Here is a 25,314-nt window from a genome sequence, read left to right as displayed (position 1 = left end):
CCGTCGGTGGAAGGCGTACGTGGCGGGGCGGGGCGGGGCGGCGCGTGGGGGCGGGGCTGACGTGGGCGGACGGGGTGGGCGGGCTCAGGCGAGTTCGGCGAGGAAGGGCAGCAGGGCGCCGGCGGTGGCCTGCGGGTTGTCGGCCATCGGGTAGTGCCCGGATCCGTCGATCATGACCTTCCGCGCGTCGAGCGCGGCGGCCTGCCGGTCGGCGACGGCTTCCGGCTTGGGGAAGTCGGGGTCCTTGCTGCCCATGATGACGAGCGAGGGGCAGCGGACGGCCGCGGTCCAGCCGACGGGCGCGGAGTCCCCGCTGACGTGTCCGCGGGTGGCGGTCTTGCGGCCGGGGGTGCGCATGGCGGCGACGAGTCCGGCCACGTACGTGTCGAAGTCGGCGGGCTTGGCGCCCGGGTAGGCCAGCTTGCGGTGGTAGAGGCCCCAGAAGGCGGGCGAGTGGACGGTCAGGGTGCCCATGACGCGGAGGGCGCCGCGCATGAGGGCGCCGGGCGGGGGGTTCTCGACGAAGGCGTCGATCAGGGCGATGCCGGCGACCCGCTCGGGGGCGTCGCCGGCGGCCTTGACGACCGTCGCGCCGGTGTAGGAGTTGCCGACCAGGACGGCGCGGCCGATGCCGAGGTGGTCGAGCAGGGCGAGGACGTCGGTGGCGATGGCGGCGGGGGAGTAGTCGTCCCAGACGATCGAGGATTCGCCGAAGCCGCGCAGGTCCATGGTGATGACCCGGCGGCCGGCGGCGGCCAGCAGCGGGTGGAGGTGCCGGTAGGCGGCGCGGGTGTCGAGCATTCCGGGGAGCAGCACGACGGGGGCGCCGTCGCCCTGCCGGGTGTCGTCGTAGGCGAGGCGGCCGCCGGTGACGTCGAGGTACTGGGTGGTGGGGGCGCTGGTGGCGTTCATGGTGGGCCTCCGGGGGCTGCCGGTGCGGGCTTCGGCGTGCTGCCGATAGCCATAAAGCTAAGGCTAATAGCCTTAGCCGTCAAGCCTTCGCACCCTGTGGGGCGGGGGAGGTCGGTGGTGAGTGCCTGAATGAAGGGCCGTCCGTTGACGTCCGATCACGTGAGGTGGCGTCAATGGTGTTCAAGCGTGCCCAAGGGGCTCAAGGGGGACAAAACGCCCTTCGCGTCCCAGAGTGCCCCGTCCGTCTCCGGTCGTCCCGGGCGAACGGCTTGGAATCAGGGCCTCCTAGGATTAACGTTTGATAACGCAGCGCGGTCCTCAACGCCGTACCCAGACGGCACCGTGCGCCGTCGCCTAATCCCGCCGACCGGCCTCCGGGCAGGTCAGGGAGCCGGGGAACCACGTTCCTTGGGGTGAATCGGCGGGGCTCCGGCCCAGCCGTAGGAGACCTTCCTGCTCCGAACCCGTCAGCTAACCCGGTAGGCGCGAAGGAAGGAAAGGAGCGCGCCTCCGTGGCGTCGACGCACACCCCGGCACACCCGGCCGGCCTCGCAGCAGGTACCCGGCTCCTCGACCACCCCGGCCCGGACGGCCCCGAGTACGCGGGCCCGGACGCCGAGACCAACCGGCACCGGATGCCGCGTCAGGTCCGTGGGACCTCCCCGCTGCTCGGCGTCACCGCCGTCGCCGCCACCCTGGGCGCCACCGGCTTCGCCTCCGCCACCCCGGCCGCCGCCCCCGCCATCGAGACCCCGGACGAGACCCCGGTCGCCCTCTCCGCCGACCCCGGCCTCGCGCTCGCCGCCCGCATCCAGCTGCAGGCCGACAGCCAGCGCACCGCCGCCGAGGAGGACGCCCGCGTCCAGGCCGCGAAGGAGGCGGAGGCCAAGGCCGCCGCCAAGGAGGCCGAGGCCAAGCGGGCCGCCGAGGAGGCCGAGCGGGCCAAGGCCGCCGCCCTCACCCTGCCGGTGCGCGACTACCACCTCACCGCCCACTACGGCCAGAGCGCCCGCTACTGGGCCCACCTGCACACCGGCCTGGACTTCGCCGCCGACACCGGCACCCCCGTCTACGCGGTCGGCCAGGGCACCATCACCTCGGCCGGCTGGTCCGGCTCGTACGGCTACCGGATCGTCGAGACCCTGCCCGACGGCACCGAGATCTGGTACTGCCACCTCTCCTCGATCATCAAGGGCTCCGGCAAGGTCGGCTCCGGCCAGCAGATCGGCAAGGTCGGCGCCACCGGCAACGTCACCGGCGCGCACCTGCACGTGGAGGTCCGCCCCGGTGGCGGCGCCCCCGTCGACCCGGAGACCTGGTTCCAGCAGCGCGGCCTCAACCCCTGACGCACCCGCGAAGCCCCGGCCGCCGGAACCGAAAGGCACCGGCGGCCGGGGCTTCGCCGCGTCACTCCCGAGCCTGGTCCGTCGGGTCCGTCGGGTCTGCCTGGTCCGCCGGGACTGCCGATCCCGCCAGCTCCTCCAGGCGGGCGTCGAACTCCTCCTGCGCCGGCCCCGCCAGGTACGCGTCGATCTCCTCCTGCCCCGGCTCCGGCGCGAGGTCCGGGAACTCCTCCACCAGCAGTCGCGGCAGCCCGGGCACCGTCCACTCCCCGTACAGGTCGAGCGCGGCCTCCACCGCCGCCTCCTCGAACGCCCCGAAGTCCCCGGCCAGTTCGTCCGGCATCGGCCGCCCCAGCGCGGTCAGCTCGGTCAGGTTGCGGTAGCTGCGCCGCATCAGGCCCTGCTCCAGCAGCCGGCGCGCGCCGTCGGTGGCCATGCCGACCGAGATCACCCGGGTCGGGCTCCAGCCCTGCTCGTCCACCTCGTCCAGCCAGCCGGTCTGCGCCAGTGCGGCGAACCTGGCCAGCCGCTCCTCCTGCGCCAGCTCCCGGAAGCCGGTCAGCCACTCCCGCACCGCCTCCGGATCCGTGACGTCCGCCCCGTACGCGTGCAGCAGCAGCGCGTACAGCCGGGGCCAGGTCACCAGGTCGGCGCGGCGCAGCAGCCCGGCCGCGACCTCGCCCTGCCACTCGGCCTCGGCGTGCAGCCGCTCCTGGCGCTTGGCGTTGAGCCGCTTGGCGGCCCGCTGGTGGTCGGTCAGCAGCCGGACGGCGGCGCCGTACGCGAACGGGTCCGCCTCCGGTTCGGGTTGGACGTACAGGTGGAGCCGCTCGTACAGCAGGTGCTCCACCGCGTTCGAGGTCAGTTCGGGCCAGCCGTCGTGCATCCTGCCCTCGCCCAGCTCCAGCAGGGCCAGCACCGCGCGCAGCGGCGCTTCGGCCACCGGGGTGCGGTCCTCTTCCGCCGCCCAGGCGAGCAGGTCGGCGGCCCTGGTGCGCGGGGCGAGCCGCAGGTCTTCGTCGTTCATAGCTCGAACGGTAACCGCTGGCCGGGAGTAGGGTCGGCTGCCATGGTCCCCGTACGACTCACCGGCCCCCGGCTGGCCATCCGCGAGTATCACCACACCCCCGGCGACGTGGACGCGCTGCACGGGCTGTTCGGCGACCCGGAGGTCACCCGCTACCTCCCCTTCGAGCCGCGCGACCGCGAAACCTGCGCCGACCAGATCGAGCTCTACCTGGAGGAGGCGATGGCGCCGGAGCGGGACACCTACCGGCTGGCCGTCACCCGGCGCGACGACGCCGAGGACCCGGTGGACGCCACGCCGATCGCCCACGCCTCCCTCACCCTCGGCAAGCACCGCTCCGCCCACCTCGGCTACGTGCTGGGCCGCGACGTCTGGGGCCGCGGCTACGCGGGCGAGATCGCCGGCCTGCTCTGCGAGCTCTCCTTCGAGGCCCTCGGCGTGCACCGGCTGGCGGCCCGGGTCGACGTGGACAACGCCGCCTCCGCCAAGGTGCTCCTCCGGCTCGGGTTCCAGCTGGAGGGGCGGGTCCGGCACGACCTGTACAAGGGCGGCGCCTGGTCCGACTCGTACCTGTACTCGCTGCTCGCCGACGAGTGGACCGGCGCGACCGGCTGACCTTTCGGCGCGGACGTCCGGCGCGGACATCTGGCGCGGACATCTGGCGCGGACCCGGGGCAGGCCTGTCAGGTCAGGCCCGGGGGGTTAACCCCACCCCCGATCCGCCAGGCCTCCGGATCCTCCCCGGCCCGCCGTTCGACCAGACTGATGCCATCAGCAGCCGAGAACGAGGGACCGGGGCCGGGACATGAGCATCAGCCGAAGCACGCAGGACCGCGAGTGGGACGTCCTCGGTGGTTACGGCGACGACCCGCGTCCCGCTCGGGCCCACCGGACCGAGGAGCCGCCGGCCGTCTGGCGGGCGCCGTTCTCCAAGCACTACTACCGCGAGATCGGCTACACGCTCACCGGCCTGCCGCTGTCGGTCATCGGCTTCTCCGTCTCGATCATCCTGTTCTGCATGGGGGTCGGCACCTTCGTCACCGTCCTCGGCCTGCCCGTGCTCGCCCTCCTGACCACCGTCGCCCGCGGCATGGGCCGGATGGAGCGGGCCCGGGTGCGCGGCATGCTGGCCCTGGACGTGCCCGCCCCGGCGCCGGTGCGCCAGACCCGCCCGGGCACCTGGGGGGCGATCACCGCGCGGCTGGCGGACCCGGCCGGGTGGAAGGCCGCGTTCTACCAGGTGGTGATGTTCCCGTGGGCGGTCCTCAGCTTCGCCCTGTCGCTGGTGTTCCTGCTGCTCGGCTGGGCGATGGCGCTGTACCCGCTCTACCAGTGGGTCTTCCCGGCCTTCACCTCCTGGCGCGGGTACCGGGTCTTCGACTTCTACGACAGCGGCAACGTCCAGCACGTCTACTACGTCGAGGGGGCCTGGCAGATCGCGGGCTTCTCGCTGGCCGGGGTGCTGCTCATCATCCTCACCGCGCAGCTGGTCCGCGGCCTGACCAACGTGAACCGGGCCGCCGCCCAGGGCCTGCTCGGCCGCTGAACCCCGCCCGCTTCCCCGGTCCCGCCCGCCTTCCCGGCCCCGCCCGCTTCCCCGGTCCCGCCCGCCTTCCCGGCCCCGCCCGCTTCCCCGGTCCCGCCCGCTTCCCCGGCCCCGCCCGCCTTCCCGGCCCCGCCCGCTTCCCCGGCCCCGCCCGCCTCACCGGCCCCGCCCGCGCCCCGGACGTGCTCCGGATGCGGGCGGGGCCGGCCCGTGTTCGGATGGCCGGGTGGCCGCCGCACGCACTCCCGCCGACCCGGGCGCCCTGGGTCGGGACATCCTGGTCACCTCCCGCCCGCTGGACGAGTACTGCGACCTGTTCGACCTCACCCGGGCCCAACTCGCCGCGCTGCCGGGCCCGGTGCTGGACTGCCCGGGCGGCGCGGCCGGCCTGGCCGCCGAGGCGCGTCGGCTCGGCTGCCGGGTGATCGCCGCCGACCCGGCGTACGCGCTCCCCGTACCCGAGGTCGCGGCCCACGCGCTGGCGGCCCGGGCGTCGATGGCCACCGCGATGGCCGCCCGCCCGCACCTGTACCCGTCGCCGCGCTCCTGCCGGCCGGACCGCTACCTGCGCAGTTGGGACCGCGCCCGCCGCCTGTTCGCCGCCGACTCGGCCGCGCACCCGCAGCAGTACGTGGCCGCCGCGCTGCCCCGACTGCCGTTCGCGGACGGCGCCTTCGCGCTCACCCTGAGCGGCTATCTGCTCTTCGCCTACCCCGAACTGTTCGACCCCGAGCGGCAGTTGGCCGCCCTGGTGGAACTCGTCCGGGTGACCTCCCCGGACGGCGAGGTCCGCGTCCAGCCGCTGCACGACGGCCACGGCCTCCGCTGCGCCCACCTCGACCCGCTGCGGTACGCGCTCGGCGAGCGCCGCGTCGCCAGCGAGATCCGCCGCTTCCCCCGCGCCGCGGACGGCCGCACCCGCCGCGTCCTGGTCCTGCGGTCCGCCGACCACCGCCGCCGGTCCGCCGCCGAAAAGTAATGGTCTCTCCTGGTCAGCACCCCTATACTCGCCCGCATGAGCGAGACGACCATCAGGCGCGCCGGGGCGGCCGACGCCGACCGGCTCACCGAGCTGATCCAGGCCTCCACCGCCTACCGCGGCGACTACGCGGCGATGATCGACGGCTACCGGGTCACCCCCGAGTACGTCGCCCGGCACGAGGTGTTCCTGGCCTCGGACCCGACCACCGACCGACTGCTCGGCTTCTACGGCCTGATCCGTGAACCGGCCGAACTGGACCTCATGTTCGTCGCCGACGAGGCCCAGGGGCTCGGCATCGGGCGGAAGCTGATCGCGGACATGCTGGAGCGCGCCCGGGCGGCCGGGATCGCCTCGGTCAAGGTGGTGTCCCACCCGCCCGCCGAGGGCTTCTACCTCCAGATGGGCGCCGAGCGCACGGGCACCCGTCCGCCGCAGGTCAAGACGCCCTGGGAGCAGCCCGAACTGCGCTTCACCGTCAAGGAGTTCAGCAGCTAGCTGTGGTCGCCCGCCGACGGAGCCGACTGGACGGGCTGGACGGGCTGAGCGGGCTCAGCAGGCTGAGCGGGCGGGGCCGGCTGCGTCGGGACGAAGGCCGTCGCCTCCAGCCGGGACAGGATCTTCTCCGCCAGCCAGCTGCGGTCCGACCCGTACGGGATCCCCTCCGGCAGCACCAACTGCCCGGCCACCGCGTCCCGCAGCCGCTGCGCCTCGGCGCCGGGCAGCCGGGAGAGCAGCCCCCGGGCGGCCAGCAGCGCGTGGTACTGCTCGAAGCCGGAGCGCGGGCGCTCGATCGCGTCCAGCAGGCTCGGCAGGTCGGCCAGCGACGGGTCGCCCTGCATCAGCGCGAGTGCCTGGATCCGGCGGCCCTCGGAGCCGTCCGCGTACAGCGCCCGCACCTGGTCGGCGGTCAGCGCCGAGCGGCGCGCGGTAGAGCGGACCTCGGCCACCACGCCCTCCGGCCCGGACGAGGGCGAGGAGGCGGGCGGCAACTGCGCGGCCAGCGCGGCCGACTGCTCCGCGCTGCCCCCCAGCAGCCCGAGCTGCTGCATCGCCCGGACCCGCAGGTCGTCGGCGCCCACCTTGTCGCCTCGCCGGTCGCGGTCCTGCCCGGCGAGGAAGAGGTCCAGGGCCTGGTCGGCGTCGGTCAGTACCTGCGGCAGCGCGAGCCTGGTCACGAGCCAGCCGGCCAGGAAGCCGAAGACCACGAAGTACAGCACCAGTGCCGCCGCGAACGGCACCGCGGCGTCCTCCCCGCCCAGCGCGGGGGCCAGTGCGGTGCCGAGCTGGTGCAGCCGCTCGCCGAGCGAGCCGAGCTGGGTCAGCCCGACGCCCAGCAGCACCTTGGTCAGCCAGTCGGACACCTGCTCCAGGTTGGTGTTCGGGGCGTACGAGCCCTGCGGTTCGCCGCTGCCGCTGCGCACCCGGGGCACTCCGAACAGGAAGCCCAGCGCGCCGCCGAGCACCGTCGAGGCTCCGGCCACCACCAGCCCGCCGCCGAACGCCTGCCAGGCCTGCTCCCGGCCGAGCGAGAAGAGCAGCAGCCCGAGCAGGCCCGTCCCGGCCAGTGCCCCGGGCGCGGCCCACCGTGCCGTCCGCAGGGCCGTCGTGCCGCTCCGCCGCCGCGCCTTCGCCATCGCCTACCCCCTGTGCCCGCGCCGCTCCGCTCCGGAACCCGCGCCGACTCTAGCGCCGCGGCCCCACCGCGGGAACGACCCGGGGGCGCCCCGGACCGGGCGCGGGTGAGGACCAAGAGCGGCGGAAGACGCCGGAGGGCGGCGGAGAACGCAGACAGCCCGCAGGCTGCTCCTCCGCGCCGGCCCGTGCACTGGCCTGGCGCCGAGGCACCGGGGATGTTCCGGTGGGCCTGCGGGCCGGGTGACTGCTATGGATTTCGCCTGCCGGAGGCCTCAGGCCTCACCCCGCGCAGGCAGGGGCGGCTCTAGCGAGCAGCCACCTCACACATCCTGATGGAACTCAATTCAGGATCACCTCCCTTCAGTGTGCCGCCACGATAGGCAGCCCACCGGCCGGAGGGCAACGGATTTATCGGTGGCCCGCCCGGCGGCCGTCGGCCGGGCCGCCGTCGTTCGGGAGGTCTCCGCTGACGGGGGCCCAGGTCCTGTTGCGGCTTCGCGGCGGAACGTTCCTTCGCCGTGCCGGGGAACGCGAAAGGCCCGGAGGACGAATCCTCCGGGCCTTTCGTTGCTACTGAGTAGCGGGGACAGGATTTGAACCTGCGACCTCTGGGTTATGAGCCCAGCGAGCTACCGAGCTGCTCCACCCCGCGTCGGTGAACACAACAATACGGGGAAGTCGCCGAGATGGGAAATCGGTTCTTCAGACCGCCCCGGCGGAGCGCCTGTCGCGCCGGGCGGCGTGCCGGGCCGCCCGGGACCTGGCCCAGGCCGCGAAGCAGACCAGCGCGGCGAAGCAGGGCACCATCAGCGCCCCGTACACCACCAGGAAGCCGTCCGTGCCGAGGTCGGCGGCGGCGTTCCAGGTGCCGTGCAGCGCCATCGCCAGCAGCAGCCCGGTCGGCGCGGCCAGCCGGGCCAGCCAGCGCCGCCCGGTGGTCAGGGCGACGGCCAGGCCGATCCCGGTGAGCGCGGTGAACAGCGGGTGCGCGAAGGGGGAGAGCAGGGCGCGCAGTACGAAGGTCTGCACGGTGCCGTCGAAGTCGCGCAGGCTGGGCGGATCGCCGAGGCCGATGCTGTCCAGCCGCTGCCGCTGGTCGGTGGTGAACGCCCGGCCCAGGTAGAGGGCGTTCTCGGTGAAGGCGAAGCCGCAGGCGGTCATCCCGCCGAGCACCACCCCGGCCGCCAGGGTGCGGGGCCGGGAGCGGCGGTGCGGGCCGCCGCCGGAGGGCGGGGCCGGGCGCAGGTACGGCAGCGGGCGCAGGTACGGGCGCAGCCGCAGCCGGCCCCGGGCGTGCGGAACGGCCGGGCGGCGGGCGTACGTCCGGGGGAGCCGGGGGGCCGGCAGCCGGTGCAGCAGCGGAGCGCAGGGGCGGCCGGTGCGGCGGCCGTGGCAGCGCAGCCGCTGGCCGAGCGGCAGCAGCAGCACCAGCAGGGCGGTGGCCTTGGCGGTCTCCTCGATCAGCGGGGTGGCGATGCCGGCGCCCAGCAGTTCGCCGAGCGGGCCCTGGTGCGAGGTCAGGTAGCTGGCGGTCCAGTTGTTGGCCACGATGGCGACGGTGGTGGCCGCGCAGGCGCCCCAGCCGAGGCAGAACACGGTGTGCCGCAGCGGCACCCGGGCGGTCAGGTTGAGCCAGGCCAGGGCGCCGAGCACGAACGGCAGCGGCACCATCGCCAGGCCGACGCCGACCAGCAGCCCGACGGTGCCGGTCTGGCGCTGGACCAGGTGCAGGATCAGCACCCCGCAGCCGGCCAGGGTCAGTACGGCGGTGGCGGTGACGGAGGAGACCGCCACCGAGTGGCCGCGCCGGGGTGGTGCGGCGGCTCCGGCCGGTGGCGGTGGCGGTGGCGGTGAAGCGGCGCCGGCCCAGGGCGCGAGGCGGTGGGCCCGGCGCCTCCGGGGCCCCGGGATGGTCCGGGTGTCGCCGGTGCGCGGGACCGTCTCCGGTGCGTCGGCGGCGGCCTGGACGGTGGCCCGGGACCCGCCGCCGGCCGGGCTGCCCATGCGGCACAGGGTAGGCCACCGCACCCGCCCGTCGGGAGGACTCGGGACGAACCGTCCGTCCGGGCAACGGCCCCCCGGTCATCGCGCGGTGGCCTGTTCGAACGGCCGACGGCGGCTCAGCGGCGGCGGAACAGCAGGTCGTGGACGACGTGCCCCTTGGCCAGTCCGGCCCGTTCGAACTTGGTGACCGGGCGCCAGTCCGGCCGCGGCGCGTAGCCGGGGATGCTGCCGTCCGGGTGGTCCGCGGGCTCCAGCCAGCCGCTGCCGTCACCCTCGGGGTGCAGGTTCTCCAGCTCCGGCGAGGCGGACAGCACGGCCAGCATCTGCTCCGCGTACGGCTCCCAGTCGGTCGCGCAGTGCACCAGGGCGCCGGGGGCGAGCCGGGGCAGCACGAGATCCAGGAAGGACGGCTGGACCAGCCGGCGCTTGTGGTGCTTGGGCTTGGGCCACGGGTCGGCGAAGTAGACCCGCAGGCCGGCCAGCGAGGCGTCCGGCAGCATGTCGCGCAGCAGGATCACGGCGTCGCCGGCGGCCGGCCGCACGTTCCGCGAGCCGTCGCGCTCCAGCAGGCCGAGCAGGTTGCCGTGGCCGGGGGTGTGGACGTCGGCGGCGAGGATGCCCATGGCCGGGTCGGCGGCGGCCATGGTGGCCGTGGTCTCGCCCATGCCGAAGCCGATCTCCAGGGTGACCGGCAGCTCGCCGAACAGCTCCCGCAGGTCGAGCGGGCTGCCGTCGATCGGTATGCCGTAGGCCTCCCAGCCCCGGTCCAGGGCGCCCGCCTGGGCGTTGGTCATCCGGCCCCGGCGCGGCTGGAAGCTGCGGATGCGCCGCTCGCGGTGCTGGGCGTCGGTGGCCTTGTGCGGGTACATCGGCGCGGGGTAGCCGGCCGGTGCGGCGGACAACCGGGCGGACGGCGAGGGCTGGGGGATGGGGGCGGTGGCAGTCACAATTCCCCGAGTCTACGGGGCCCCCGGGCCCCTCCCGAAGGTGCTGTGACCGGGCTCATCCGCCGGCCTCCAGCGCCGCCAGCGCCCGGCGGGCCACCTCGCGGCCGATCGGCAGCGAGGCCGTGGCGGCGGGGGAGGGGGCGTTCAGCACGTGCACCGCGCGGCGCGGGGAGCGCGGGTCGGCCGGGTCGAAACCGGCGAAGGCGAAGTCGTCCAGCAGCGAGCCGTCCCGGGCCACGGCCTGGGCCCGGACCCCGGCGCCGGCCGGCACCAGGTCCTCGGCGGCGACCACGGGCAGCAGCCGCCGCACGGCGGCGGTGAACGCCCGCTTCGACAGCGAGCGGTGCAACTCGCCCACCTCGTACCGCCAGTGCCGCCGGGCGATCCGCCAGGTGCCGGGGAAGGCCAGCGTCCCGGCCAGGTCGCGCGGGCGCACGGTGCGCCAGTCGTAGCCCTCGCGGGCCAGCGCGGGCACCGCGTTCGGGCCGACGTGCACGTCCCCGTGGACGCCCCGGGTGAGGTGCACGCCGAGGAACGGGAAGGCCGGGTCGGGCACCGGGTAGACCAGGCCGCGCACCAAGTCCCGTCGCCCTTCGGCCAGTTCGTAGTACTCGCCGCGGAACGGCACGATCCGCACCCCGGGCTCGTCCCCGGCCAGCCGGGCGATCCGGTCGCTGTGCAGCCCGGCGCAGTTCACCAGCACCTGGCAGCGCAGTTCCCCGGTGGAGGTCTGCACCGTCACGCCGTCCGCCCGCCGGGCCGCCGCCCGCAGCTCGCAGCCGAGCCGGAGCTCCGCACCCGCCTCCCGGGCCAGCCGGGCGTAGGCGGTGGCGACGGCCGGGAAGTCGCAGACGCCGGTCGTGCCGACGTGCAGCCCCGCCACCCCGGTGACCTGCGGCTCGTACCGGGCGATCCCGGCCCGGTCCACCTCGGTGACGGGGATGCCGTTCGCCCGCCCGCGCTCGGCCAGCGCCGCCAGCCGGGGCAGCTCCTCCGGGCCGGTGGCCACGATCAGCTTGCCGGTGACCTCGTACGGGACACCCTGCTCGCGGCAGAACGCCACCAGCTCGGCGGCGCCCGCCACCGCGTACCGGGCCTTGTACGAGCCCGGCCGGTAGTAGACGCCGCTGTGGATCACCCCGCTGTTGCGGCCGGTCTGGTGGGCGGCGAAGCCGGGCTCCTTCTCCAGCACCGCGAGCCGCAGCCCCGGCCGGGCCCGGGTCAGCGCGTACGCGGTGGCGAGGCCGACGATCCCGCCGCCCACCACCAGCACGTCGAAGTCGTACGCCACCGCCAGCTCCTCGCAGTCCGCCCGGCTCCCCCCGCCGCCGATGCTGCCACGCCGGGCGGGGCCGGTCGAGGGCGCCGAGGGGCGGGCGGCGGCGCCGGCCGGCGGTGTCGGGCCTGGGTGCCCGGGGCCCCTCTCGCCGGTGCACCTCAACGACCGCCGGGCTCGCCCCCGGTCACGCCGGGGCGACCAGGACCGCGCGGGCCCGTTCGGTCAGCTCCCGGACGCGGCGCTCGCCCTGGAAGGGCTCCAGGCGGCGCAGCATCTCCACCACGTACTCCCGGCTGCGCTGGGAGGAGATCCGGCCGGCCACCTCGACGGCGCGCTCGCCGGCGGCGACCGCGGCGTCCAGGTTGCCGGCCTCGGCCTCGGCCATCGCCGAGACCACCAGGCGCAGGCCGTGCGAGCGGACGAAGCCCTCGGTGGGCTTGGCCAGTGCCTCGCGGGTGAACTGGCGGACCTTGGAGGGCACTCCGAGGTCGCGGAAGCACTCGGCGGCGTCGGCGGCGAGCCGGTCGTAGGCGTAGAAGTCGATCCACGCCGGATCGGGATCCCCGGCGCGGGCCCGTTCGAGTGCGCTCTCCGCCGCGCCGAGTGCCGTCGCGCACGCCGCCGCGTTGCGGGCCTTGGCCTGGGCCCGGGCCTCCACCAGGTGGAAGAAGCTCATCGTCCGGGCGGTGGCCAGGCCCCGGTTGCGCTCCAGGGCGGCCTGGGCGAGGTCCACCGCCTCCTCGGCGAAGCCCCGGTAGCCGGCCTGGAGGCTCATCGAGGCGAGCACGTAGCCGCCGAGCGGCACGTCGGCGGCGGCCCGGGCGAGCCGCAGGGCCTGGATGTAGTAGCGCTGGGCGGCCTCGTGCTGCCCGGTGTCGAAGGCCATCCACCCGGCCAGCCTGGTCAGTTCGGCGGTCGCGCCGAACAGCGCCCGGCCGACGGTGTCGCTGTACGAGGCCAGCAGCAGCGGGGCCGCCTCCACCCGCAGGCACTCCGGCACCATCGACGAACGCCAGTCCCCGCCGCCGTACTTGGAGTCCCAGCGGCGGGCCTCCTGGGCGGCCTCGCGGAGCTTGGCGGCGTCCGAGTGGCCGACCCGGTAGGAGGACGCCTCGCTGGGCGCGCGCGGCGCCTCCCGGGCGACCGAACCGTCCGCCGGGGTGATCAGCCAGCGGGACACCGGCGTCGCGTAGGCGGCGACCGAGAAGGTGCCGGCCAGGCTGTCGCTCCAGCGGCCGCCGCCGGGGCCGCGGCGCAGGTCGAGGTCGACCCGCCACAGGTCGGTGGCGGAGCGGACCGCCTCGGCGACGTCGCGCGGGAAGGCCAGGCCGAGTTCGGGGGCCGGGTCGGTGTCGCCGAGGCCGATCTCCTCCAGCGGCACCGGGCGGCCGAGCTTGCCGCCGATCGCGGTGGCGATCAGGTGCGGGACGGGCCCCTGCGGGACCATGCCCTTGCTGACCCAGCGGGCCACCGAGGTCTTGTCGTACCGCAGGGTCAGCCCGCGCTGGGCGCCCAGGTCGTTGACCCGGCGGGCCAGTCCGGCGTTGCTGATCTGGGCGAGGGTCAGGAGCGTGCCGAGCCGTTCGTTCGGTCCTCGTGGGCTGACGGTCATGGTGGCGGCGGCACCTCCTGCGGCCTTGTGCGCGGGGCCCGGGCGGCACCGGGCCGTAGCTGCTGCACCTAGAGTAGTCGGACGCGTTCCGACGGTTAAGAGGCCGCATTCCGGATGGCGGGATCGTGCACCCGGCGGTGCGGCGCCGGCTCCTCGCCGGGGTTGGTCCGGACCACTCGGATCGGGCCGGGGGTGCCGCGCGCCGGAGCGTCGTGCTCCGGTCCTGTGTTCACGTGCGCCCGGCCGTGCCCCCTGGCTCGACCGGCTGGTCGGCGATTCGCTGGTGGTCGTGGGTCGGCCCGCCGTCGAGGACCCGGCGGGCCGGGGGACGCCGCCGCCTCAATCCCCGCGGGTGGTGGCTGAGTCCGGGAGGGCATGCGGATGCCCTCCCGGGCCGGGCGACGCCTTTCGGCCATCTCGCGATGCCCATGTCAAAGGCGGCGCGGCGGGCGGTCCGGGCCGGGGAGGGGAAGGCCCGGCCCGCCCTGCGGACCACGCGAACACGTCAACACCCGCTGCCCGCACCGGGATCGCCGCCGGGGCCGGAACCACCCCGCACCGAGGCCACCGGCGGAACCGGAACCGGCAACACGGGCCACGGGAGCGCCAACCGGTGGCACGATGTCTCCTGACGGCGCGCCGGTACCCGGGACCGCCGTCACGGCACACCGCGGACCGGCGAGGAGCCGCCCGGCGGCGGACGCGCCGTACGGGTGCAGGTCCTCGTCCGGTGGAGGCGCGATGCGGTGGCTGACGGGCTGGAGCACGGGCGCGCCCCGGGCGGGCGCACCGGCGCACGAGGCGCTCGGTACGGTCGCACCGATCGCCGCGCGCCCCCTGTGGACCGGACCCAACCCGCTCTGGGTCGTCGGGGACTGGCGCCCCGAGGAGATCCGCCTCGCCACCCTCCGCCCCGGCGCCCCCGCCACGGTCACCACCGGCCCCACCGCCCCCGACCCCGTCGAGGACACCCCCGCCACCCTGCGGCTCGCCGTCCTCGGCCACTGCGGCGCCACCGACGCGGAACTCGCCGCCGGCCTCGCCGCCGCCCGCGGCGGCGCCGTCCGCCACCTCACCGCCTGGCCCGGCAGTTACACCGCCGTCCTGCGCACCGGCACCCGCTCCACCCTGCTGCTCACCGACCTGGCCGGCGCCCAGCCGGTCTTCCACACCCCCTGGGCCGGCGGCACCGCGTACGCCACCGCCGCCCTCCCGCTCGCCGACCTGGTCGGCGCCCCGCTGGACACCGGCCACCTCGCCGCCCGGCTCGCCTGCCCCGAATCGCCCGAGGCGCTCGGCACCGGCACCCCGTACCTGGGCGTCCAGCGGGTGCCGCCGGGCCACGTGCTCGCCATCCGCGGCGGCCACCCCTACCTCTCCGCCTACGACGACCCCGCCGCCCGGGAGCAGCCGCGCGACGAGGCGCCGGCCATCCGCGAACTCACCCGCGCGCTGCTGGAGTCCGTCCGCTCCCGGGTCCGCACCACCGCGCCCGCCACCGTGCCGGGTTCGGCCGGCCGCGCCCGGCTCGGTGTCGACCTCTCCTACGGCACCGCCTCCGCCACCGTCGCCCTGCTCGCCGCCGCCGTACCGCTGCCGCCGGTGCCCGCGAGCACGGGCCCGGAGCGCCTGCCGGCCGTCCGCGCCGGGGCCAGGAACGGCGCGGTCAAGGGCTCCTGGACCCGCGTCGCCGCCCAAGAGCCCTCCGCCCCGGAACAGTTGGCCGCCGTCACGCTCGGCGAGACCGAACCCCCGACCACCCTCGCGCTCGCCCCCGACACCCCCCGGCTGCGGCACACCGTGCTCCACCCCGGCCCCGACACCCTCCCGTACGCCGGACTGCACGCCGACGCACCGCCCGGCCGGCTCACCGACGAGCCCGGGCCCGAACTCGTCGCCGCCGCCCGCGCCGAGGCCCGCTTCGACGTCGGCGGCACCGACCACCTCACCGGCTACGGCGCCCGCCAGGTCCTCGACGGCCACCCGGCCCGGCTCGCCGACCTCATCCGGGCCGGCCGCCCGCGCGAGCTGCTGCCCCCGGTCGCCGCGCTGGCCGGTGCCGACCGGGCCGTCGTCGGCGTCCTGGCCGGCGCGCTGCGTACCCCGCTCACCGTGGTCCGGGCCGCCCACCGGCTCTCCCGGGTCCGGTACGCCGAGGCGCTGGACGACGCCGCCGCCAAGCTGACGGCCCGCCACCTCCCGGTCAACGGCCGCACGGCGGGCGACCGTTCGGCCGGCGACCTCGCCTGGTGCGTCCCCGGCCCGGCCGCCCGCTGGCTCTCCGACGAGGCGCTCTCCTCCGTCGCCCTCCGGCTGCGGCTGGCGGCGCGCAGACCAGCGCCCGACGAACGCCCGGGCGCACACCGCGCCCGGCACGCCCTCTACCGGCACGCGCGCTCCTACCGCACCCTCGTCCACGCCGCCGAACAGCCCGGCCAGCGGCTGCACGCGCCGTTCCTCGACAACCAGGTGGTCCGCGCCGCCCGCCTGCTCCCCGACGACGTCCGCCTCCAACCCGGCGCCCGGCACGCCCTCCTGCACGCCGTCCTCACCGGCGCCGGCCGCACCGACCTGCCCCCCGACTGGGGCCGCGGCCCCCGCCCCGACCGCACCGCCCCCGCCCGGGCCGGCCTGCGCCTCGCCGCCGACGGCCTCGCCGAACTCTTCGACGCACCCCTCCTCGCCGAAGCCGGCCTCATCGACCTCCCCGCCGTCCGCGCCGGCCTCGCCGACCCCGCCACCCCCCTCTCCGCAGCCGCCCTGGCGGGCCTCGCCGACCTGGTCTCCACCGAACTCTGGCTCCGCCGCATCCGCGCCCGCCGCCACGGCGCCTGCTGGACCGGCCTTCCCCTGGCCCAACCCCCGGCCCTCAGCCCCGTCCGTCCCTCCTGACCCCGCCGGGCGCCGCGCCCGGCCGGGCGGCGGGGTCCGGGAGCCGGGGCAGGTGATGATGGCGGGCAACGAGTCCGTCGGTGAGGAGAGCCGTGGTGGCCAGCGTGAGCCCGGAGCAGTCCGTTCCCGTCGTGCTGTCGGTGTTGGGGCGGCCGCCGACGGGGCGCCCGCCGGGGGTGTTGGCGGCGTGCGACGGGTCGGACGGGTCGCTGTGGGCGTTGGACCGGGCGATGACCGAGGCGGAGCTGTTCGGGCTGCCGCTGTACGTGCTGGCCGTGGTGAACCCGGCGCCGGCCGGCTATCCGCCGGGGATGGCGGAGCTGGTGCAGGAGAGCGTCGAGACGCTGGTGGAGAGCATGGCGGACGGGCTGCGCCGGGCGGTGGTGGCCGTGCAGGGGCAGCGTTCCCGGCCGTACGCGGGGGAGATGTCGCTGCACGTGGTGCTGGGCAACGTGATCGAGGTGCTGCTGGAGGCCTCGACCCGGCAGCACACGCTGGTGCTCGGCACGCGGGGGAACGGGGGGTTCGCGCGGCTGCTGCTGGGTTCGGTGAGTTCGGCGGCGGTGCACCACGCGGCCTGCCCGGTGCTGGTGGTTCCGGCGCCTGCGGAGGGTTGACCCGGGGCGGGGCCGGTGCGCTGACCAGCCCGGCTCGGGGCGCTGACCAGGGAGGCTGACCGGGGTGCCGGGAATGTACCGAGATGGTTCATCGTTCACCTATCCCGACACCCGTCCCCGCCCCACCCCTGGAGTCCCCTCATGAAGGTCGAGATCTGGTCCGACATCGCCTGCCCGTGGTGCTACATCGGTAAGCGCCGCTTCGAGCAGGCCCTGGAGGGCTTCGCCGGCAAGGAAGGCGTCGAGGTGGTCTACCGGCCGTACCAGCTGGTCCCGGACGCGCCGGCGACGGCGAGCCCGCACCGCGCGTGGCTGGCCGAGCGCTACGGCCCGCAGTCGGTGGCGATGGACGCGCGGGTGGCCGAGCTGGGCCGCGCCGAGGGCATCACGTACGACTTCGACGCCGCGCTGCACGCCAACACCTTCCTGGGCCACCGCCTCCTGCACCTCGCCGAGACCGAGTACGGCGCGGCCGTCCAGGGGCGGCTGAAGGAGGAGCTGCTGAAGGCGCACTTCACCGACGGCGTCGACGTCGGCGACCGCGCCGCGCTGACCGACGTCGCGGTGGCGGCCGGCCTGGACCGGGCGCGGGTCACCGCCTACCTGGCGGGCGACGAGGGCGCCACCGAGGTGAGCGCGCAGCTGGCCGAGGCCCGGGAGCTGGGCATCACCGCCGTGCCGACCTTCGTGTTCGAGGGCAAGTGGGCGGTGCAGGGCGGCCAGGACGAAGAGACCTTCCGCAAGGTGCTGGAGCAGGTCGCCGCCGAGATCGGCGAGACCCGCCCGGCGCCGGTGCAGGTCGCCCCGGCGGGGGAGGCCTGCGCGGACGGCTCCTGCGCGATCTGACCCCGCACAGCCCCACCCCGCACAGCTTTACCCCGGGTGGGCCCCACCCCGCACAGCCCCCGCCGAGGCCCGTTTCAGGAACACCTGAAGCGGGCCTCGGCCCAGTCCGCCACGTTGAGCGCCGACCAGATGCCGTGCACCGGGGTGACCACCAACCGGATCGACTTCTGCCCGGCCAGCGGCACGTGCACCGGTGCCGCGTCGTCCCCAGCGGCGAGCGGGGAGGAGCGCCACAGGGTGCTGCCGTCGCCGCCCTGGACGGAGAAGACCACGCCGCCCGGCGAGAGCGTGGCGTCGTCGACCCCGGCGACCGCGTCGAAGGACGTGCAGCTGCGGTTGAGGTCGATCAGGGTGGTCGCCGGGGCGCGCACGGTGATGGCGTGCCCGTGGCGTTCGCCGCCGATCCAGGCGCTGTCGTGCTGCCAGAACCAGTCGCTGCCCTTCTGCCGGATGCTGGGGCCGGGCGGCGGCACCCGGTTGTTGCCCGGCTTGACCACGGGCAGTGAGTCGGCCCAGAAGTCGGCGGGCGCGGGCGGCGAGGGCGGGATGACCGTCGGGGTGGGCAGCGGCGGCACGGTGGGCGTGGGGACGACGGGGACGACCGGCGGCTCGGGCGTGGGCAGCGGCGGCACGCTGGGCGTCGGCACGACGGGGACGGCCGGGGCCGGCGGCGTGGGGGTCCGCTTGGGCGTCGTCGAGCTCGGCGTGACCGGCGACGCGGCCTTCGTCGTGGTCTGGGCGGCTGTCGGGGCGGCTGTCGGGGCAGGCGTCGACCGGGTGACCGGCGTCGCGCTCGGGCTCGGGCTCGGCGCAGGCGGTGCCGGGGCGGCCGCGGCGCTGCTGGGCGCCGGGTCGGCGGGCGCGGGCGGCGCGGGTGCGGGGGCCTGCGGCCGGGGGGTGGCGGGGGCGCCGGCGGCGGGGGGCGCGGCCGTGGGCGGCTTGGGCTCGGGTGAGCCGGTGAGCGCGTACGCGGCGACGGCGGCCGCGGCCACCGCGACGGCGGCGGCGATCCCGGCCTTGGCGGCGGTGCCCAGGCCCTCGCCGGCCGCGGCGCCGGCGCCGGCCCCGCTTCCGCCGGAGACCGCACCCGCTCCGCCAACTGCACCCGCACCCGCGGTTCCGGAGGTGGCCGCCGCGGTGCCCGCAGCCGCACCGCCGACCGCGGCGACCCCGCCGACGGCCGCCGCGGCGGCGCTGAACCCGCCGACCCCGATCCAGACGAGCACGCCGCCGGGCAGCAGCGCGCGCAGGCCGGTGTTGATCTCGGTGAGTTCGAGGCAGGCGGCCGTGCAGCGGTCGCACTCCTGGAGGTGCCGTCCGACCTCCGCCGAGGCGCGCTTGCGCAGCGATCCGCGCGCGTACGCGCCGAGCCGGTTGGCGTACGCCTCGCAGGTGCGGTCCTGGCTGCCGGAGACGTGCGCCTGGAGGAAGGCGGCGGCGAGCCGGTCGCGGGCCCGGTGGGCCTGGACGGCGGTGGCGTTGGCGGTCTTGCCGAGCATCACGGCGACGGTCTTCGGGGACTCCCGTTCGACCTCGGTGTGCCAGAGCACCATCCGGTCGTCCTCGGGCAGTTCGGCGTAGGCCTGCATGACCATGCGCTGGTCGGCCATGGCCATCGCCCAGGCATCGGCACCGGGGTCGGCCAGGTCGAGGTCGACGACGGCGGCCGAGGTCTGGGCGAACACGCTGAAGTCGTCGACGAGTTGCTCGCGCCGCTCGCTGCGGGTCCAGGCGGCGGCGACGTTGCGGACGGCGGTCAGCAGGTAGGCGCGGACGGCGAACTCCGGGCCCTTGCCCGCCCTCAGGGCTTGCAGGGTGCGGGCGAAGACCTCGCCGGCGAGGTCCTCGGCGGTGAAGCTGTCCCGGCAGCAGGTGCGGGCGTAGCGGCGCACCGAGTCGGCGTGCCGGCGGTAGATCTCCTCGTACGCGGTGTCGTCGCCGGCCCGGACCCGGGCGGTCAACTCGGCGTCGGAGGCCGGGCGCTCGCCGTCGACCGGGTCGGCGGGGGCGGGCACGGTGGGGCGGGCGGGGCGGCCGGCGCCGACGAACGCCTCGGGGGCGACGCCGCCGCGGCCGGCCGGGGCCTGGCCGGGCACCCGCCCGGGGGGCAGCGCGGCGGCGGAGGCGGAGAGGGACTCGCGGCTGGGCATGCCCGCCTGGTCGGGCACGTGTCCGGCGGTCGGGCCGGTGGCCGAACCCGGTGCGGCGCCGGGTACTTGGGCCGGGCCGCCGGAGGCCGTGGCGGGGCCTTCGGACGTACTGGACGTACTGCCGGACGAGCCGTCGGCCAGTCCCCCGGTCAAGCCTCCGGACGGGCCGAAGTCGAGGCCGTACCCGTAGTCGTTCTGTTCCTCGGCGCTCACAACGGACCCCAGATTCCACGACAGCCCCCGCAGTGTGGCAGGGCGCGCGGGAGCGCGTGGGCGCACGGTTCCGCGCTGTACGGCGCCGAGGGCGCGCGAAGGGCGCGCATCGGGACATTGGCTCCAACCACGGGCAAAGGATGGCATAGCGCAGAGATGGGCGGTAGCCGGACCGGCCGGGACCCACTCTTCCGAGGAGCCGTCGCGGATGTGTTCGGCCAGCACAGGGCGGGTGGTTGTGCACCGCCCGCACCCGGCGCGCGTGACTGGTCCGCGCGCCGGTCTCCTGTCCAACTCCCGTCCCCGCCAGCTGCGGCGGCCGCGCCCGCGGTGGCGCGTCAGCGTGCCCGCAGGCCGTCCAGCAGGATCTCCAGCAGCCGCTCCGAGGGGCCGGCCGTCGGCTGCCCCTCCGCCTGCTGGACCCCGGCCGAGAAACCCGCCGTGGTCGGCGCGGTGCGGGCCGCGTGCACCGGCACCGAGGCGGTCAGCACCAGCACGACGTCCGACACCGTGACGCCCGGCCGCAGTTCGCCGGCCGCGCCGGCCCTGGCGACCAGGGCGGCCAGCAGTTGCAGCAGCAGCCGGGGATCGGCGTCGGCCGCCGACGGCTCGACGGCCGCACCGTTCTGCGCGTCCTCGCCGCGCAGGTCGAACCGGACGGCGGCCGGCTCGGGCACCCGCTGCTCCGGCACCCGGCCCAGTTCCTCCGCGTACCGGAACGCCTCCGGCGGCAGCAGCCGCCCGGCGCCGGTGCCGACCGCCCGCGCCAGGTAGCCGGCCAGCGACTCCCAGGCTCCGCCGCCGCCGTACAGCGACTCCCGTGCCTGCGCGGTCAGCCAGGCCACCTCCTCGGCGGCGATCCGCTGGACCAGCACCTCCTTGCTCGGGAAGCGCCGGTAGACCGTCCCGACGCCGACCCCGGCCCGGCGCGCGACCTCCTCCATCGGCGCGCCGTAGCCGAACTCGCCGAACACCTCGCGGGCGGCCCGCAGCACGCTCTCCAGGTTCCGCCGGGCGTCCACCCGTAGTCGGGTCCCGGGGACGTGCACGACGACCGGTGGCGGCTCCACCCGGTAGGGGACGCCCGGATAGGCGGCCCCGACCTCCGGCGGCAGGTCCACCGGGCCGCGCTGTTCCGGCACCATGCCCTGGCCGGCGTGCGGTGCTCCCGTTCGCCCCAACACCTGCTCCTGCTCCATCATCCCAACTCTCCCCCGCAGGCGCCCGAACCCGGACCCTGTCGTCGCCCGCCCCTGCACCCCCCGGTGCAGCTCAGCCCGTCAGAAATGACCTGATGACCCATCGCTCGTTGCCGCCCGTCCCGTTTCGTGACCACGGTTCGTGCCTCCGGGCCGGCTCGCGTCCGGCTCGGCGCGTCGGCACCGTCCGGGGCCTTGTCCGGGAACTACCCTTCCCCGGATGACTGTCCCGCAGTCGGGTTCTCGAGCCAACGCTGGAACTGGCCGTAGTGGCCGCTCCACGGTGCGTCGCCGCCGATTGTCATGGCGGTAACCGCTCCGGCACACAATCCGACCATAGTTCACGCCCGTTCGCGGCCGAAAGTCCGTCAGAAAGTCGCCCGGACAGCACAACTGGCCCCACCCGTCGACTCCCGTCACATCCGGCGCGGTACGGACTGTGGACAAGACCGCCCCTGCCGGTCCTTCATAGGGGGGCGCGAGGGGGGACACCCCCGGCCGCGGGGCCGGGAGGAAGCGCCAATCGGCAGGAGGTGCACCATCAGAATCCTGATCGCCGGCGGAGGCTGTGCCGGGATGGCCACCGCGCTGCACCTCCAGCGCGGCCTGCGGGAACGCCTGCGACGCGGCGAGGTCGAGATCACCGTCGTCGAGCCCCAGGCCTACTTCACCTACCACCCGCTGCTGGCCGAGGTCGCGGCTGGCTCGATCGACCCCCGGCACGTGGTCGTCCCGCTCCGCCGGGCCCTGCCGGACTGCCGGGTGCTGACCGCCCGGATCACCCGGATCGAACACGCCGCCCGCCGCGCCTTCGCCGACGCCGCGGGCCCCGGAGAGGCCGCCGCACCGATCGAACTCCCCTACGACGTCCTGGTGGTGGCGCCCGGCTCGGTCTCCCGGACGGCGCCGGTGCCCGGTCTGGCCGAACACGGCCGCGGCTTCTCCACCGTCGGCGAGGCCGTGGGTCTGCGCAACCACGTCCTGGAACAGCTCGACCTCGCCTCCGCCACCCGCGACCCGGCCCTGCGCCAGGCCGCGCTCACCTTCGTCTTCGTCGGCGCCGGGTACGCGGGCGTCGGCGCGCTCGCCGAACTGGAGGACATGGCCCGGACCGCGGTGCGCGGCTACCACAACGTCCGCCCCGAGGACCTGCGCTGGGTCCTGGTCGAGGCCACCGACCGGATCCTCGCCGAGGAGTCGCCGGAGCTGGCCGAGCACACTCTCGGCCAGCTCCGCGAACGCGGCGTCGACATCCGGTTGCGCACCACCCTGGCGTCCGCCGCGGACCGGGTCGTCGCCCTGTCCGACGGCAGCCGCTTCGGTGCCCGCACCCTGGTCTGGACGGCCGGGGTGAGGCCGGCCCCGCTGCTGCGCGACACCGACCTGCCGCTGGACACCCTCGGCCGGGTCCGCTGCCTCGCCACCCTGCAAGCCGTCGGCCCGGACGGGCGCGCGCTGCCCGGCGTCTGGGCGGCCGGGGACTGCGCCGCCGTGCCGGACCCCGACGCGGACGGGGCGCCCTGCGCGCCCAACGCCCAGCACGCCTTCGCCCAGGCCGAGCTGCTCGCCCGGAACATCGCGGTCGCCCTGGACGCCGGACCGCACGCCCCCGGCCTCGCCGAGTACCGGCCGGGCCACGCCGCCTGCTCGACCTCGCTGGGCCTGCGCCGGGCCGTCGCCCACACCCGGCGCGGCCGCCGGATCACCGGGCGGCGGGCCTGGTGGCTGCACCGGGCCCGGCACCTGCGGCGCCTGCCGAGCGCGGAGCGCCGGGTGCGGGTGCTGATGGACTGGGTGCTGGGCGGGCTGTTCTCCCGCGAGGTGGTCTCGCTGGGGGCGGCGGAGCATCCGCGTCCGGAGTTCGAGGCCGGGTCCGGGCCGCGGCCCGACGGCGGTCCGGACGCCCCGCGGTGAGCGCCCCGGCGCCCCGTGCCGGGGCGGAACGGGCGGCCACGCCGGGCGGGCGACTTCCGGAATCGGGCCCTTGCCTGACAGGATCAGCCCAACCTAGTCATTACCCCGTGTGCTGATGTGCACACAAAAAGTGATGATATGCCTGGAAATCGAGGAAGCGGCCGTCGTTTGAACCTCATGCGCTGGAGCGCCCGGCTCACCGGAGTCCCTTGGCGTGCCGCCCCGCCAACCGGGGCCGGCACCGACGAGGGCGCGCCCTCCGCCGACGGCGTCGTCGTCCCCGGCCCCCGCGACCCCACCAACCTGGCCACCGCCGCCGAACTCCTCGACCTGCACAAACCCCAGAACCTGCGCGAGGTCCTCAACCGGATCCCCGCCCCGGTGGCCGTCACCTACGGCCCGCTCCACCAGCTCGGCTACGCCAACCGCGCCTACCGCGAACTCTTCGGCGACCGCACCACCGGCCTGCCCGCCGGAGAAGCCCTCCCCGAACTCGGCACCATGGGCGTCCTGGCCCTGATGGACCAGGTCATCCGCGGCGGCCGCCCGCGCAGCGTCAAGGCCCGCTGCATCCTCGGCCTCACCGGCAACCGCTACTACAACGTCTCCTGCGTCCCGCTCGGCCCCGGCGGCCCCGGCGGCCCCGGCGGCCCCGGCGGCCCCGGCGACACGGGGGACACCCCCGCCGAGGAACCGCCCGCCGGCGTCCTGATCTTCGCCGCCGAGGTCACCGACCAGGTCCTCGCCGCCGCCCGGCTCCGCGAAGCCGAACGCCGCCAGCGCGAGGCCGCCGTCACCCTCCAGCGCAGCCTCCTCCCGCAGAAGCTCGACCAGCCGGCCGACCTGAGGGTCGCCGCCACCTACCAGCCGGGCGGCGCCGAGGCCGCCGTCGGCGGCGACTGGTACGACGTCATCGCCATCGACGGCGGCCGGACCGCCCTGGTCATCGGCGACGTGATGGGGCGCGGCCTGCGCGCCGCCGCCGTCATGGGCCAGCTGCGCACCGCCGTCCGCGCCTACGCCCGGCTCGACCTGCCCCCGCACGAGGTGATGCGCCTGCTCGACGGCCTCGCCATGGAGATCGACGCCAACCAGATCGCCACCTGCACGTACGCCGTCTGGGACCCGCAGCGCCGCACCCTCTCCTACGCCTCCGCCGGACACCTCCCCATGCTGCTGCGCTGCCCCGACGGGACGGTCCTGCGCAGCGAGGAGCAGAACGGCCCTCCGCTCGGCACCGGCGACGGCCTCCACGTCTCGCACACCCTGCGCCTGCTGCCCGGGACCACCGGTGTCCTCTATACGGACGGCCTGGTCGAACGCCGCGACGAGGACATCGACCAGGGCCTCGACCTCCTCGCCCGCACCCTCACCGGCGCGGTCGGGGCCCCCGAGGTGATCTGCGCCCGCCTCCTGCGGGCGATGGGCGTGACCTCCGAGCACGACGACGACGTCGCCGTCCTGGCCTTCCACCTGCCGGCGGAGGAGGCGGAGGAAGAGAGCGTCGCCGGGGCGGAACCGGAGCTTGACTCGGCCTTCCCCGAGGTCTAGTGTTCTTCGAGCTGCCTGGCAGGGAGCACCGGACACGCATTTTGCGCGGACGGTCCCGCGGTAGCCAATCCTTTCGAAACACCACTTCCCGGTTCGGGCTGGGTCGCGTCTTGTCGCGGCTTGGTTCTTATTCGGCGTGCTCGTTTTATTGGATTGCGGCCGATTCGCTTTTCGGAGCAGGGATCGGCTAGAGTTTGAAACGTCGGACGGGGCGTCAAGCCGCAGAAGACACCAGCGAGTTGGATGAACGAAGCGCCGGAAACGGAGCGGAAAACATCTGGTAAGCTGGGAACACGAAAGAACGAAGCGCCCGGAGGGCCCGCTGGAAGGCGGTCCGAAGGAAGTGTCCGTTCCTTGAGAACTCAACAGCGTGCCAAAAGTCAACGCCAGATATGTTGACATCCCCGGCCTCAGATTCTTCTGGGGTTGGAGATTCCTTTTGAAGTAAAACACTAGCGAGGACGCAGTGCGCGGGACCGCCCTATTCCGGTGGTTGCCGTGCCGCTCAACGCGGGTGTCGACCGGCCTCCTTCAATGTGGGGCCGAGTAAACATTCACGGAGAGTTTGATCCTGGCTCAGGACGAACGCTGGCGGCGTGCTTAACACATGCAAGTCGAACGGTGAAGCCCTTCGGGGTGGATCAG

The 25,314-nt window shown here is 75.5% G+C and carries 18 protein-coding genes, 1 tRNA gene, 1 rRNA gene, 1 pseudogene and 1 riboswitch; of the genes and pseudogenes, 11 read left to right on the top strand and 10 right to left on the bottom strand.

The features are described from left to right. Window positions 1-84 precede the first annotated feature (84 nt). Window positions 85-912, bottom strand: a complete 828-nt coding sequence (locus tag ACFWPI_RS08595; RefSeq protein ID WP_380374867.1) for an alpha/beta fold hydrolase — start codon at window positions 910-912, stop codon at window positions 85-87. A 341-nt stretch (window positions 913-1,253) separates the two neighbouring features. Further along, a riboswitch (cyclic di-AMP (ydaO/yuaA leader) is annotated at window positions 1,254-1,412 on the top strand. Between the two features lie 12 nt (window positions 1,413-1,424). Between ACFWPI_RS08595 and ACFWPI_RS08590 the strand changes: the two genes are divergently transcribed. Next, on the top strand, window positions 1,425-2,258 hold the full coding sequence (locus tag ACFWPI_RS08590; protein ID WP_063348302.1) for a M23 family metallopeptidase: 834 nt from the start codon (window positions 1,425-1,427) through the stop codon (window positions 2,256-2,258). A 61-nt stretch (window positions 2,259-2,319) separates the two neighbouring features. On the opposite strand, the gene ACFWPI_RS08585 is transcribed toward ACFWPI_RS08590, so the two are convergent. Then, complete coding sequence (locus ACFWPI_RS08585) at window positions 2,320-3,282, bottom strand: hypothetical protein (RefSeq protein ID WP_380374865.1); 963 nt, start codon at window positions 3,280-3,282, stop codon at window positions 2,320-2,322. A 42-nt stretch (window positions 3,283-3,324) separates the two neighbouring features. Here ACFWPI_RS08585 and ACFWPI_RS08580 point away from each other — a divergent pair, with 42 nt between their 5' ends. From ACFWPI_RS08580 to ACFWPI_RS08565, 4 genes are all read left to right on the top strand, one after another. Next, entirely contained in the window at window positions 3,325-3,897 is a 573-nt protein-coding gene (locus ACFWPI_RS08580) for a GNAT family N-acetyltransferase (protein WP_380374863.1), read from the top strand. Between the two features lie 190 nt (window positions 3,898-4,087). Next, on the top strand, window positions 4,088-4,828 hold the full coding sequence (locus ACFWPI_RS08575) for a sensor domain-containing protein (protein ID WP_380374861.1): 741 nt from the start codon (window positions 4,088-4,090) through the stop codon (window positions 4,826-4,828). 226 nt (window positions 4,829-5,054) lie between these two features. Then, the gene (locus ACFWPI_RS08570; RefSeq protein WP_380374859.1) at window positions 5,055-5,807 is read left to right on the top strand and encodes a hypothetical protein; all 753 of its coding nucleotides are present in this window, start codon (window positions 5,055-5,057) and stop codon (window positions 5,805-5,807) included. A 36-nt stretch (window positions 5,808-5,843) separates the two neighbouring features. Continuing rightward, entirely contained in the window at window positions 5,844-6,305 is a 462-nt protein-coding gene (locus ACFWPI_RS08565; protein WP_363376805.1) for a GNAT family N-acetyltransferase, read from the top strand. Here ACFWPI_RS08565 and ACFWPI_RS08560 read toward each other — a convergent pair. The 6 genes from ACFWPI_RS08560 to ACFWPI_RS08535 all read right to left on the bottom strand — a co-directional run bounded on the left by ACFWPI_RS08560 (window position 6,302) and on the right by ACFWPI_RS08535 (window position 13,287). Continuing rightward, window positions 6,302-7,444, bottom strand: a complete 1,143-nt coding sequence (locus ACFWPI_RS08560) for a hypothetical protein (RefSeq protein WP_380374858.1) — start codon at window positions 7,442-7,444, stop codon at window positions 6,302-6,304. The two genes, ACFWPI_RS08565 and ACFWPI_RS08560, sit on opposite strands and share 4 nt — an antisense overlap. A 579-nt stretch (window positions 7,445-8,023) precedes the next feature. Further along, a tRNA-Met gene (locus ACFWPI_RS08555) sits at window positions 8,024-8,097 on the bottom strand. A gap of 50 nt (window positions 8,098-8,147) precedes the next feature. Continuing rightward, on the bottom strand, window positions 8,148-9,449 hold the full coding sequence (locus tag ACFWPI_RS08550) for a PrsW family intramembrane metalloprotease (RefSeq protein ID WP_380374856.1): 1,302 nt from the start codon (window positions 9,447-9,449) through the stop codon (window positions 8,148-8,150). Between the two features lie 116 nt (window positions 9,450-9,565). Further along, window positions 9,566-10,396 carry a tRNA (guanosine(46)-N7)-methyltransferase TrmB gene (gene trmB, locus ACFWPI_RS08545; protein ID WP_380374855.1) on the bottom strand — a complete coding sequence of 277 codons (831 nt, stop codon included), beginning with the start codon at window positions 10,394-10,396 and terminating at the stop codon, window positions 9,566-9,568. A gap of 55 nt (window positions 10,397-10,451) precedes the next feature. Continuing rightward, the gene (gene lhgO, locus ACFWPI_RS08540; RefSeq protein ID WP_380374854.1) at window positions 10,452-11,687 is read right to left on the bottom strand and encodes an L-2-hydroxyglutarate oxidase; all 1,236 of its coding nucleotides are present in this window, start codon (window positions 11,685-11,687) and stop codon (window positions 10,452-10,454) included. Window positions 11,688-11,859: 172 nt separating this feature from the next. Next, entirely contained in the window at window positions 11,860-13,287 is a 1,428-nt protein-coding gene (locus tag ACFWPI_RS08535) for a hypothetical protein (RefSeq protein WP_063348294.1), read from the bottom strand. A gap of 741 nt (window positions 13,288-14,028) precedes the next feature. Between ACFWPI_RS08535 and ACFWPI_RS08530 the strand changes: the two genes are divergently transcribed. The 3 genes from ACFWPI_RS08530 (at window position 14,029) to ACFWPI_RS08520 (ending at window position 17,642) form a co-directional block, all read left to right on the top strand. Further along, entirely contained in the window at window positions 14,029-16,179 is a 2,151-nt protein-coding gene (locus ACFWPI_RS08530) for an asparagine synthase-related protein (RefSeq protein WP_380374852.1), read from the top strand. 95 nt (window positions 16,180-16,274) lie between these two features. Next, the gene (locus tag ACFWPI_RS08525) at window positions 16,275-16,796 is read left to right on the top strand and encodes a universal stress protein (protein WP_159398461.1); all 522 of its coding nucleotides are present in this window, start codon (window positions 16,275-16,277) and stop codon (window positions 16,794-16,796) included. Window positions 16,797-16,937: 141 nt separating this feature from the next. Further along, window positions 16,938-17,642 (top strand): DsbA family oxidoreductase, encoded by a 705-nt coding sequence (locus ACFWPI_RS08520; RefSeq protein ID WP_079135703.1) that lies wholly within the window; start codon window positions 16,938-16,940, stop codon window positions 17,640-17,642. Window positions 17,643-17,716: 74 nt separating this feature from the next. On the opposite strand, the gene ACFWPI_RS08515 is transcribed toward ACFWPI_RS08520, so the two are convergent. Then, window positions 17,717-20,005, bottom strand: a complete 2,289-nt coding sequence (locus ACFWPI_RS08515; RefSeq protein WP_380424675.1) for a sigma-70 family RNA polymerase sigma factor — start codon at window positions 20,003-20,005, stop codon at window positions 17,717-17,719. 338 nt (window positions 20,006-20,343) lie between these two features. Further along, window positions 20,344-21,207, bottom strand: a complete 864-nt coding sequence (locus ACFWPI_RS08510; protein WP_363376793.1) for a helix-turn-helix domain-containing protein — start codon at window positions 21,205-21,207, stop codon at window positions 20,344-20,346. A 573-nt stretch (window positions 21,208-21,780) separates the two neighbouring features. Between ACFWPI_RS08510 and ACFWPI_RS08505 the strand changes: the two genes are divergently transcribed. The 3 genes and pseudogenes from ACFWPI_RS08505 to ACFWPI_RS08495 all read left to right on the top strand — a co-directional run. Beyond that, the gene (locus ACFWPI_RS08505; protein ID WP_380380867.1) at window positions 21,781-23,118 is read left to right on the top strand and encodes an NAD(P)/FAD-dependent oxidoreductase; all 1,338 of its coding nucleotides are present in this window, start codon (window positions 21,781-21,783) and stop codon (window positions 23,116-23,118) included. A 168-nt stretch (window positions 23,119-23,286) separates the two neighbouring features. Continuing rightward, window positions 23,287-24,645: pseudogene (locus tag ACFWPI_RS08500) on the top strand (PP2C family protein-serine/threonine phosphatase); the annotation flags it as partial. Window positions 24,646-25,222: 577 nt separating this feature from the next. Then, window positions 25,223-25,314: ribosomal RNA gene (locus ACFWPI_RS08495) — 16S ribosomal RNA — on the top strand; the annotation flags it as partial.

Origin of the sequence: Kitasatospora sp. NPDC058492, from assembly GCF_042720685.1 — a bacterium.
Taxonomy (GTDB): Bacteria; Actinomycetota; Actinomycetes; order Streptomycetales; family Streptomycetaceae; genus Kitasatospora.
Note: the sequence above shows the minus strand (reverse complement) of the source record. Positions and strands in the feature narration are given on the sequence as shown.